This window comes from Solidesulfovibrio sp. C21 (genome assembly GCF_047785625.1).
In the GTDB taxonomy this organism is placed as follows: domain Bacteria; phylum Desulfobacterota; class Desulfovibrionia; order Desulfovibrionales; family Desulfovibrionaceae; genus Solidesulfovibrio.
Genome location: NZ_JBLODY010000100.1, coordinates 1 through 10,792 on the forward strand (window position 1 = coordinate 1; position 10,792 = coordinate 10,792).

A 10,792-nucleotide genomic window follows, 5' to 3' on the forward strand; every position below is an offset into this window, starting at 1 on the left:
TTAAGCCCTCCTTCGCCGATGATACTGCGTACTCTTGCGTGGGAAAGTAGGTCGCCGCCAGGGCTCTTTTTCAAAAGCCCCGAAGATTCAAATCGAATCTCCGGGGCTTTTTTTATGCCCAAGCAAAGTCTCACGGACCGGAAAAAGCAGAGAACACAGACGCCAGATATGGGGATTGGGGGTGAGGTGGTCCGGGGAGGTCGGACAGGTTGGCGACGCGGTTAAGCTATCGTCCGGTTGGTGCCCCAGCCGCCTTGGAGGCCGAATAGGCTATCCGCGCAATCGATACCACGGCCTGTCTGGGTTAGCGGGGGCAAATCCAGGCGGAGGCCATTTCAGCTGGCAGGGAGGCTACGGCGCGACGGCTTTTTCCCGTGATGCACCAGACGCGAAAACCAGCACATCTCCCCAAGGGGCCTGGGTGGTCATGACGGTTTTTTCTTCGGAAAGGCAGGCCGCGGCGGCCGGGGATTCCATGATGACCGCCACGTCGAAGCAGTCCACCAGCCGGCGCAGGGAGGCGCATTGGCGCATGTCGTAGCGTTCGCCGTCAACGACGGCCGTCGGCGCGTCCTCGCCCATGACCAGCCAGTGTTGCCTGTGCCCGTAAAAAAGGATCGGGTAGACCCAGCTGTCCTTGCCGGCGACGAGCAGTCCCCGGCCGCCGGGATAAAGCCCCCGGGACAGGTAGTCGAGCAGCAGCGGCCCATGAAAATAGGCGTCGTAGACGCCGCGCCGTCCGCCCGGACGATCGAAGAGCGAGGCCTCGAAGGGTGGATCGACTTTGGGCAGATATGCCGCATCCACGAGCGGCCGGTCCTGGTTGGCCAGTACCGCCGCGCCAAGGGTACAAAAGGCCAGGACGAGCACAGGGAGCCGGACCCATTTCCGGTCGTGCCACCACCCCCTGGCGGCGGCCAGGGCAGGGGCGCTTGTCGCGAAAAAAAGCGTCAGAAACCGGTTATTGAAAGAAAACCAGGTGATCGTGGCGCAAAGGGCCAGGAAAAAGGTCCACTGGGCGGCGACGGCCAGACGGGCGAGCGTGTCGCGTTGGCGGAAAAGGGCCAACAGGGTGCAGGGAACCACGAGTACGGCCGCAAGCAGCCCAAAAGCGGCCGAATCCTCACGAAGGGCATTGCCTGGGGCGAAATAGGCGTTATAGGCCATGGTCGCGCCCGGACCCTTGCCCGGGCCGAAAAGGGCAACCTGGATGTCGCGGCGGGTCGTGAACCACCATTTCCCCGGAATATCGACGAGATTGAGGACGTATCGGGTGAGGTTGGCCGCCGCGCCCGGCAGCCCGTCATGATTTTCGTGCCTGGCCACAGCCTGGCGCGGGCCGAAGGCATCGCCGTAACGGGTCAGGTTGATCCCTTGGCTGCCGAGGCACAGCGCCAGGACGGCGACCATGGCCAGAATGCCAAATGCCAGGCGCAGGGGAGCGTTGTGTGACCACTCCCTGGCCATCTCGGCCAGTTCCCGGCGTCGCGCGAGGAAAAGGAGCACGGTGAGCGTGCCGCCGAAAAAGGCGAAATGGGCCTTGGTCGAAAGCCCGTAACAGGCGCAGGTGACGAAAAAGGCCAGGATACCGGGACCGGGACGATCGAGCAGCCGGGCGGCGCCGACCAGGCAGGTCACGGCCATGGCCGCCGCGCCGATGTCGTTCTTGGTGGAGGTGGCTTCCAGGGGCAAAAGCGTCAACGAAGCCACGATAAGCGCCGTGCGCAGGGCGAAACGGGCGTCACCGTATCGTCTGGCCAGGGAAAAGCTGCCCGCGATGATGGTCAGGTAGGCGAGAAAGGAAAAAACGGCGATGGCCCGGTCCGTGTGGTAGCGTAGAAAGAACCAGTGGAGCAGGTCGAAACCCGGGCTGAAGGATACTTGCCGGAAGGTGTTGATATTTTCGGGGGCCAGGGTGTTTTCCCGCATCATGATGAGCACCCGGGCCAGATTGTAGGTCATGGAATCCCAGTTGGCCGGCGGGGCGACCCACACCGTCAGCGCCAGCAGGGCGCAGCCTGCGGCCAGCATCCAGGCACTGGCGGAGGTGGCGGACGCGCGGCAGGCGTCGCGAAGATCCGGGAGAAATCGCCTCTTGCCTCGACGCAGGGCATAGGCGAAAAAGGCGGCTGCGGACGCGTCCAACAACCAGGGATACCGGGCCAGGCCCAAAGCGAAAAGAAATTGGACGGCCAAGCCCAACCCGACAAGCGTCAGGGCCAGGGCGTGGGTGATCGCCTCGCCGATGCCGGATGCGGGGTCTTGCAGCCTGTACCAAGCGGCAAGGACGCAACCCAGTTCGACCAATAAAACAAAGGCGATGCAACTTGCGAGCATGGGCCTCCCGCGGGCCCTGCGTCGAAGGGCTCGAACGCGGCCAAGGGATGTTTATGGAAGGGCTCAATCGAAAAAAAAACAGGCACACCCATGCATGGTGGGGCACTACACGAAACGGTACGGGCCCGGAATCGGTGCAGGCGGTCCTTGCCAAACGTCGACATCGGCATTATCTGACTCCCTCTCGCATTTCAACCCTCGCTGGAAGCGCTTAATATGTCGGAGCGAACACCTCATATATCTCTCCCCCTTGAGCGGCTCGTGCCCCGTGTCCTCGACATCTCGCCCGAGGAGATCGAGGCGTGGCCCGAGGACGCCAGGAATCTTGCCGTGGCCGTGGCCGCCGAACTTTTTCTCGTGCGCGCCAATCCCTTCATCAACCCCGACGACGTCAAGACTTCGGTGGAAAAGCGTCTGGCCGGGGCCAATCCAAAGGCCTGGGGCGATTATCCGCGCCTGATCAAAAAGGCCTACAAGGCGTTTTGGGACGTCTACGAATCGGACAAGCGCTTCCGGGAGAACCTGGTCGAGCGGTTGCGCCGTTTCCTGCCGTCCGAGGACGTGGTCACGGCCGCTCACTCCCTGGTCGAATGCTCCACCGACGCCACGGATTTGCGCATGGAGATGCCCATTTGCATGCTCCTGCCCGAAACCACCGACCATATCCGCCAGATTTTGCGTCTGGCCTACGAGTTGGAATTCGCCATTATTCCGCGCGGTGGCGGCTCGGGGCTGACCGGCGGGGCCGTGCCGGCCCATAGGCGTTCGGTTATTCTCAGCCTGTCCAAATTCAAGAAAATCCTGGCCATCGACGAGGAGGCCCGGACCCTTTGCGCCCAGACCGGCGTCATCACTATGCACGCCATCAAGGCGGTCGCGGCCAAGGGACTGCTTTTCACCGTTGACCCGGCTTCCAAGGCGGCCTCGTCGCTTGGCGGCAATATCGCCGAGAACGCCGGCGGGCCGTTCGCCTTCGAGTACGGCACCACGCTCGACAACATCATCAGCTATAAGATGGTCGAGGCCACGGGCGAGATCATCGAGGTGCGCCGGGTGGGGCACCCGCGCCACAAGATACGCCCCGAGGAGACGGCGGAATTCGAGATCCTCGACGAGGAAGGCAGCGTGCGCGACGTGGTGTGCCTGCCCGGCCGGGACATCCGCGCCCCAAACCTCGGCAAGGACGTGTCCAACAAGTTCCTTGGCGGGCTTCCCGGCGTGCAGAAGGAGGGCGTGGACGGCATCATCACCGAGGCCTGTTTCGCCCTGTACCCCATCCCCAAGTATTCGCGCACGCTGTGCCTGGAATTTTTCGGCCGGTCGATGAATAACGCCATGTGCGTCATCCGCGACGTGGTGGGGCTCAGAAACCGTATCCGCGAGGAAGGCGACGCGGTCAAGATTTCGGCCTTGGAGGAGTTCAACTCCAAGTACGTCAAGGCCATCAATTACGCCAAAAAGTCCTCACAGTACGAGGGCGACCCGATTTCGGTGCTGCTGCTCCAGCTCGACTCCGACGAAGAGGATGCGCTCTTGCGCGCGGCGGCCGACATCGTGGACATCGTCGATCCCTATGACAATGTGGACGTTTTCGAGGCCAAGGACGCCAAAACGGCGGAACTGTACTGGGAGGACCGGCACAAACTCTCGGCCATTTCCAAGCGCACCTCGGGCTTTAAGATCAACGAGGACGTGGTCATTCCGCTGTCCGTCGTGCCGGAGTTCGCCCAGTTCCTGGAAGACCTGAACCTCCACTGCATTGCCCACGCCTACCGCACGGCCCTGCAAAACGCCGGCCGGCTGCCCGGCATCCCGGCCGCGGACGAATTCGTGGCCATGGAGCTGGAATTTTGCGACCGGGTGCTGCGCGGCAAGATCACGGCCCGGGACCTGTCGGACTCGGAAGTGGAGGTGCAGACCCACTACTTCTTCACCGATCTGGCCTCGCGCTATCCCAGGCTCAAGGACCAGCTCGCCGCCATCCACACCGAGATGACCGCCACCCGCATCGAGGTGGCGAGCCATATGCACGCCGGCGACGGCAACTGCCACGTCAACATCCCGGTCAATTCCAACGATCCGGAAATGATGCGGCAAGCCTTGGAGGCGGCGGAAAAGGTTTTCGAGAAGGTGACCACCCTTGGCGGCGCGGTCTCGGGTGAGCACGGCATCGGCATCACCAAGATCGCCTTTCTGGAAGACGCCAAGATCGAGGCGCTTCGCGCCTACAAGAAGCGGGTGGACCCGAAAAACATCATCAACCCGGGCAAGCTGACCACCCGCACTCTTCGGGTCGAGCCCTACACCTTTTCGTTTAACAGGCTGATTCGCGACATCAAAAAAACCGCGCTGCCGGACAAGGATACGCTGATTTCGATTTTAAGCGGTATTCAGTTCTGCAACCGTTGCGGCAAATGCAAGCAGGTCTGCCCCATGTTCGCCCCGGAACATGGCATGCTCTACCATCCGCGCAACAAGAACATCGCCATCGGGGCGCTGATCGAGGCCGTCTACTATTCCCAGATAAGCCACGGCGAACCCGACCCGGCGCTTTTGGACAAGCTGCGCAAGCTGGTCGATCACTGCACGGCCTGCGGCAAGTGCACAAGCGTGTGCCCGGTGAAAATCGAGTCCGACAAGGTGGCCCTCGGGCTGCGCAATTTCCTCGACCAGCAGGGTTGCGGCGGCCATCCCATCAAGCACAAGATTCTGTCCTACCTTGTCGAGGACGTGGAGAACCGTGCGCCCAAGGCGGCCAAGCTTGCGGCCTATGGTCAGCAATTCCACAACAAGGTCATGCCGCTTTTGCCCGGGTTCTGGCGCAATCGCATCGAGAATCCAGGGCTTCGCGGCCCCAATCCGAATCTTGGCCTGCGCAGCCTGAGCGAACGCCTGGATCTGGACAAGGGCTCCATTTTCATTCCCCAGGAAGGACGCGAGGCTCCGGAGACTGTGCTCTATTTCCCGGGCTGCGGAGCGTCGCTTTTTTCCAGCGCCATCGGTATGGCCGCCATCCACCTGCTGCTTCGGGCCGAAGTGGCGGTGCTCGTGCCCCATCGGCATCTGTGCTGCGGTTATCCGCTCCTGGCGGCCGGCATGGGCGAGGCCTACCGGCAAAACCGGGAGCACAACCGGGCCGCCCTGGCCGCGCTTTTGGCCGAGGCCGAATCCCTTGGCCTTTCGCCGGCCTTTAGCCTCACCAGTTGCGGCACCTGTCGGGAAGCCCTGGAGGAGCACGATCTCGTGGCCCTGCGGCCCGATCTCGTGCACATGGATGTGACGCAGTTCCTGCTTGGCCGGCTGGAGTTTCCGGTTGGCGAGGACAAGACGCCCATCCTCTACCACGCCGCCTGTCACAGCGAATGGGCCGGCGTGGCGAAAAACAAGGCCGCGGGCATGTATATGGACGCGTTGCGCAAGGTCACGGGCCGGCCTGTGGACCTTTCGGCCAACTGCTGCGGCGAATCGGGCATGGGGGCCATGACCACGCCGGCCATCTACAACCGGTTGCGTGAGCGCAAGCGCATCACCCTGGCCGAGGATCTGGCCGAGGCGTCGGAGGCCATGCCCATCCTGGTCGGCTGTCCGTCGTGCAAGATGGGCATCCAGCGTATCCTTTTAGAAATGCACGACAAGCATCAGGTCATGCATACGTTGGAGTATATGGCCGAGGCGCTCGACGGGCCGAAGTGGAAAAAGGTGTTGCGTAAAAACGCCAAGGCCGCCCGCGTTCGGGGTTGACCACGGCCGCATGCCGCCACTGCTCGCCATCGATTACGGCCAGGCCCGGGTGGGACTGGCCATAACCGACCCCGAAGCCCGGGTCGTCTTCCCCCTACGCACCCTGGCCTGGGAGACCCGCGACGCCTTGTTTCACGAACTGCTTGCGGTTATAAGCGACCAGGCCGTCACACGCATCGTGGTCGGCTACCCCGTGCGGGCCGGCGGCGACGAGGGCCTTACCGGACGGCAGGTGCGCAATTTCGTGGCCCGCCTCACCCGGCGCACCGACGTGCCCGTGGAACTCGTCGACGAAGCCCTTTCCACCGAAGAAGCCGCCGAACGGCTGCGGGAAGCCGGATACGCCGGCAAGGAACTCCTCGCCCGCGTCGACGCCCAGGCGGCGGCCGTTATCCTGGAGCGCTATCTGCGCGGCGGAGCATTATGCTGCGAACCATCCTCCTCGGACTCCTGATCTGTGTCCTGGTCGTGGGAGGCCTCGTCGGCTACCACGCCTACACCTTCCTGACCATCCCGCCTCAATCGCCGGGCGAAACGAAAACCGTCACCATCGAGCCGGGCCAGTCCTTCGACGCCACGGCCAAGATGCTCGTGGCCGAAGGTGTGTTGCGCGACGCCGCCGGCTTCAAACTCCTGGCCAAAGTCACGGAAATGGGAGGCAAGATCAAAGCCGGCGAATTCGAAGTCAGCACCGGCTGGACCCCCTACAAGCTGCTCAACTACCTGACCACCGCCAAAAGCATCCAGCACAAGCTCGCCGCGCCGGAAGGCCTGACCATGCGCCAGATCGCCAAACTGGCCGAACAGGCCGGCCTGTGCTCGGAGCAGGCTTTCCTCAAAGCCGCCCGCGACCCGCAACTCCTGGCGAAATACCATATCCCGGCCAAAACCGCCGAAGGTTTCCTCTTTCCCAACACCTACCTCTTCACCCGCAGGCAGGACGGCGACGGCGCCTACGTCGTTGAAGCCATGCTCAAGGAATTCTGGCGACAAGCCAATTTCGTCTGGCCCACCGCCAAACCAGAAGGCAAAAATCTTCTCGACGCCGTCACCCTGGCCTCCATTGTGGAAAAGGAAACCGGCGTCGACGCCGAACGCCCCCGCGTGGCCGGCGTGTTCCTCAACCGCATGGCCAAAGGCATGCTGCTCCAAACCGATCCCACCATCATCTACGGCCTCGGTGACAAGTACACCGGGAACCTCACCCGCGCCCACCTCGAAGACCCCACCAACCTCTACAATACCTACGTCCATCCCGGCCTCCCCCCAGGCCCCATCTGCTCCCCCGGTCTCAAATCCCTCCAGGCCGTCGCCGCGCCCGAAATCCACGACTACTACTATTTCGTCGCCAACGGCCAGGGCGAACACAAATTCAGCAAGACCCTCGACGAGCACATCGACGCCGTGAACAGATTTCAGCGTCACGGCCGGAAGTAATGTGTGGTGATGCCTTCGGCGGCCAGGGGAGGCTCTGCCTCCCCTGGACCCCACCACCGGGGGACTTGATGTCCCCCGGACCCCCTTTTACCGGGTTGCGTTGGTGAGGTGGGAGTATGGTCGGGAGAGGGGGGAGGTCGGTTGGTGTTGTTGGACGGCGGGACACCGTATGTTCGTTGCCGCAATCGGCCCGGCGGCACGAGGAGCTTCGCTCCTCGACGCCGGACGCAATTGCGGCAACAACCGCGCCAGCGGCGAAGCGCCGCATTTTAAGAAGAAGATAGTTTTCTGAATGTCGCCCCCTTGGGGCGACCGGCGTGGTGGATGCGGAATTTGCTTGGGACGAGCCTGCCGCGAAGCGGCGGCACCGTCCCGACAAATTCCGCATCCATCTTCCACTCTCCGACTCCCGCCAGCCAGCACTTCCCCCGCCCAGCCAAAGCTGGGAAGGGGGGCCCGGGGGGCCCGTGGCCTCCCGGCGGGTCCAGGGCAGCGCCCTGGCGGAGTGCAGAGGCGGAGCCTCTGCCGGGGAGGCGTCGCCTCCCCGGCCTAAAAGTTGAAGTTCAGCTTTTTCTTGAGGGCATCGAGGTTGCGGCTGGCACAGGCGCGGGCTTTGGCGTTGCCTTGTTCGAGCAGATCCCAGACGAGGTTGGGGTCTGTATCGAAGGCCCTGCGTCGGTCGCGGATCGGTTCGAGGAAGGCGGTCAGGGATTCGACGAGCAGTTTTTTGCAGTCGCCGCAGCCCCAGGTGGCGTGGGTGCAGCCTTCGACGATTTCGGGCAGCCGGGCCTTATCGGTGAGCAGTTCATGGTAGGGGTAGAGGTTGCATTCCTTGGGATCGCCGGGATCAGTCAGGCGGGCGCGTTTTTCGCAGGTGAGCATGCTCATGACTTTTTTCTTCATGGTGCCCGGGTCTTCGGACAGACCTATGGAGTTGCCGTAGCTTTTGCTCATCTTGCGGCCGTCGAGGCCGGTCAGTTTGGCGTCCGGGGTGAGCAGGGCCTGGGGCTCGGGGAAGAAGTTGCCGTAGAGGTGGTTGGCCCGGCGGGCAATTTCCCGGGTGAGTTCCATATGGGGCAGCTGATCCTGGCCCACGGGCACGAATCCGGGCCGGTAGATCAGGATATCCGAGGCCATGAGCACGGGGTAGCCGAGGAAGCCGTAGGTGGCGAGGTCCTTGGCGGCCAGTTCGGTGAGCTGGTCCTTGTAGGTGGGGTTGCGTTCCAGCCAGGACACGGGGGTGACCATGGAAAGGAGCAGGTGCAGTTCGACGTGCTCCTTGATCTGGGACTGCTGGAACAGCACGCATTTTTCCGGATCGAGCCCGGCGGCGACCCAGTCCTTGACCAGTTCCGGCACGAACCCCTTGATGCGCTTGGGGGTGGCGTATTCGGTGGTCAGGGCGTGCCAGTCGGCCACGAAGAAGAAGCATTCGTGGGTGTCCTGGAGGGCGACCCAGTTTTTGAGCACGCCGAAGTAGTGGCCCAGGTGCAGGGGGCCAGTGGGGCGCATGCCGGAAACGATCCGTTTGTTTTCCTTGGGGGTGTTTTCGCTCATGGGAAGTGATCCGTTCGCCGTGAAAGGGATGGGGAAGGGACCGGTCGGACCGGTCAGACCAGTAGTTGATAGAGAAAGGAGACCGGGGGGAGGATGATCTTGCCGAGCACCCCGACCACGGCGAGCAGGATGAGCAGCAAAAATCCCCAGCGGCCGAACTCCTGGTAACGAAGCGCCATGCGTGGCGGCAGGAAACCGGCCAGGATGTTGCTGCCATCGAGGGGCGGCACGGGGAGCAGGTTGAAGATGCCGAGGGCCAGGTTGACCGTGACGCCGGCCGCACACATGTAGAGCAGCGGCTCCAGGATGCGGAAGGCCACGGTGCCCTGGATCACGCCGACGCCGAGGTATTCGATGCCGTGCACGGACAGGGCGAAGAGTATGGCCAAAAGGAAATTCATGGCCGGGCCGGCCAGGGCCACGAGCATCATGCCGCGCGCCGGGTTGCGGAAATAGCGCGGGTTCACGGGCACGGGCTTGGCCCAGCCGATCATGCGCGTGATCAGGAAGGCCAGGGTGCCGAGCACGTCGAGGTGCCGGATGGGGTTTAAGGTGAGCCGCCCGGCGAGTCGGGCCGTGGGATCACCCAGCCAGTTGGCGACAAAGCCGTGGGCCGCCTCGTGGAAGGTCACGGCCATGAGCACCGGGACGACCAGCAGGGCGATTTCCTGGATTGTTTGGGAAATATCCGGAGACATGGAGATGGCGGCTAGCACGAACGGCTGGCCGGGGCAAGGGGCGCGTCAGCAAGGACCGTGGTCCGCCCCGGATATGCGGCCTGCGCTCCGGGGCGGAGACGGTGCATGCGACGGATTATCCGGCTTTTTCCATGGCCAGGGCCACTTTGTTTTTCAGTTCGCCGAGGTCCACGGATTTGACCACGTAATAGTCGGCGGCGATGGACTTGAGGTCATGCTGAAAGCTGTCATAGGCCGTGCTCAGGATAACAGGCACGCTCTGGTCCTTGCCGCGGATCTCCTGGAGCAGGTCCAGTCCCGAGCGGTTGCCGCCGAGCTTGATGTCGAGCACCACCACGTCCGGCGAGACCTTGGCCATCAGCGGCAGGATGTCCTCCTCGCCGTCGGAGGTCACGACCTCGTAGCCTTCGCCCTCGAGTTCTTCCTGATAGAGCATCCGAATGTGCTTCTCGTCGTCGACGACCAATATCTTCCCGCTCATAGGTACAACTCCTTACAGCACGACACGTTGTCGTCATTTCCTGCGTTTCTCGACTTGATCTTATGCGGAAAAGCTCGGCCCCGGTCAACCGTTTTCCCGGAGCGCTGCCTTGATTCCCAAGCCCCGCCGCGCTACACGGCCAGACCATGATTACCGTTACACTTGGTTCGGACAAACAACCAGTCACTTATCCTAAAATTAAGACCGTCTTGCAATTGCTCCAGAAACTCAACCTCCGTGTCAATGATGCTCTGATTATCCGCGACGGCGAGCTGCTCACCCCGGACAGGCATCTGCGGGACGGCGACCATGTCACCGTGCGCCCTGTGACCTCGCGCGGCTAGGCCGGGGCGCTTGCTCGCCCCCGGGGCGCTGCCCCGGACCCCGGCAGAGGCTCCGCCTCTGCACTCCGCCGGGAGGCCACGGGCCCCCCCGATCCCCCCTTCCCGGCTTTGGCTGGACGGGGGAGGCGTTGGCTGGCGGGAGGTCGGGCGGAGGAGAATATGGTGCCGGACTTTTGCCTGACGCGCCTGCCGCAAAG

The 10,792-nt window shown here is 63.0% G+C and carries 8 protein-coding genes; 4 read left to right on the top strand and 4 right to left on the bottom strand.

Annotated features, from left to right (window positions below; translation table 11 throughout):
• Positions 1–351: 351 nt before the first annotated feature.
• A complete protein-coding gene (locus tag ACMZ6R_RS18715; RefSeq protein WP_416114333.1) occupies positions 352–2,337 on the bottom strand; it encodes a hypothetical protein in 1,986 nt (661 codons plus the stop codon).
• A 216-nt stretch (positions 2,338–2,553) separates the two neighbouring features.
• Here ACMZ6R_RS18715 and ACMZ6R_RS18720 point away from each other — a divergent pair, with 216 nt between their 5' ends.
• From ACMZ6R_RS18720 to mltG, 3 genes are read left to right on the top strand one after another with little or no spacing between them, the layout of a single operon-like run.
• Positions 2,554–6,078, top strand: a complete 3,525-nt coding sequence (locus tag ACMZ6R_RS18720; protein WP_416114335.1) for an FAD-binding and (Fe-S)-binding domain-containing protein — start codon at positions 2,554–2,556, stop codon at positions 6,076–6,078.
• A gap of 10 nt (positions 6,079–6,088) precedes the next feature.
• A complete protein-coding gene (ruvX, locus tag ACMZ6R_RS18725) occupies positions 6,089–6,532 on the top strand; it encodes a Holliday junction resolvase RuvX (RefSeq protein WP_416114337.1) in 444 nt (147 codons plus the stop codon).
• Positions 6,502–7,515, top strand: a complete 1,014-nt coding sequence (gene mltG, locus ACMZ6R_RS18730; RefSeq protein WP_416114339.1) for an endolytic transglycosylase MltG — start codon at positions 6,502–6,504, stop codon at positions 7,513–7,515. The genes ruvX and mltG overlap by 31 nt, the downstream gene beginning before the upstream one ends.
• 549 nt (positions 7,516–8,064) lie before the next feature.
• Here mltG and trpS read toward each other — a convergent pair.
• The 3 genes from trpS to ACMZ6R_RS18745 all read right to left on the bottom strand — a co-directional run bounded on the left by trpS (position 8,065) and on the right by ACMZ6R_RS18745 (position 10,251).
• Positions 8,065–9,072 carry a tryptophan--tRNA ligase gene (gene trpS / locus ACMZ6R_RS18735; protein ID WP_416114341.1) on the bottom strand — a complete coding sequence of 336 codons (1,008 nt, stop codon included), beginning with the start codon at positions 9,070–9,072 and terminating at the stop codon, positions 8,065–8,067.
• 53 nt (positions 9,073–9,125) lie between these two features.
• Entirely contained in the window at positions 9,126–9,770 is a 645-nt protein-coding gene (locus ACMZ6R_RS18740; RefSeq protein WP_416114347.1) for a site-2 protease family protein, read from the bottom strand.
• 115 nt (positions 9,771–9,885) lie between these two features.
• A complete protein-coding gene (locus ACMZ6R_RS18745; RefSeq protein WP_416114343.1) occupies positions 9,886–10,251 on the bottom strand; it encodes a response regulator in 366 nt (121 codons plus the stop codon).
• A gap of 146 nt (positions 10,252–10,397) precedes the next feature.
• Between ACMZ6R_RS18745 and ACMZ6R_RS18750 the strand changes: the two genes are divergently transcribed.
• A complete protein-coding gene (locus ACMZ6R_RS18750) occupies positions 10,398–10,595 on the top strand; it encodes a hypothetical protein (RefSeq protein ID WP_416114345.1) in 198 nt (65 codons plus the stop codon).
• Positions 10,596–10,792: the final 197 nt, after the last annotated feature.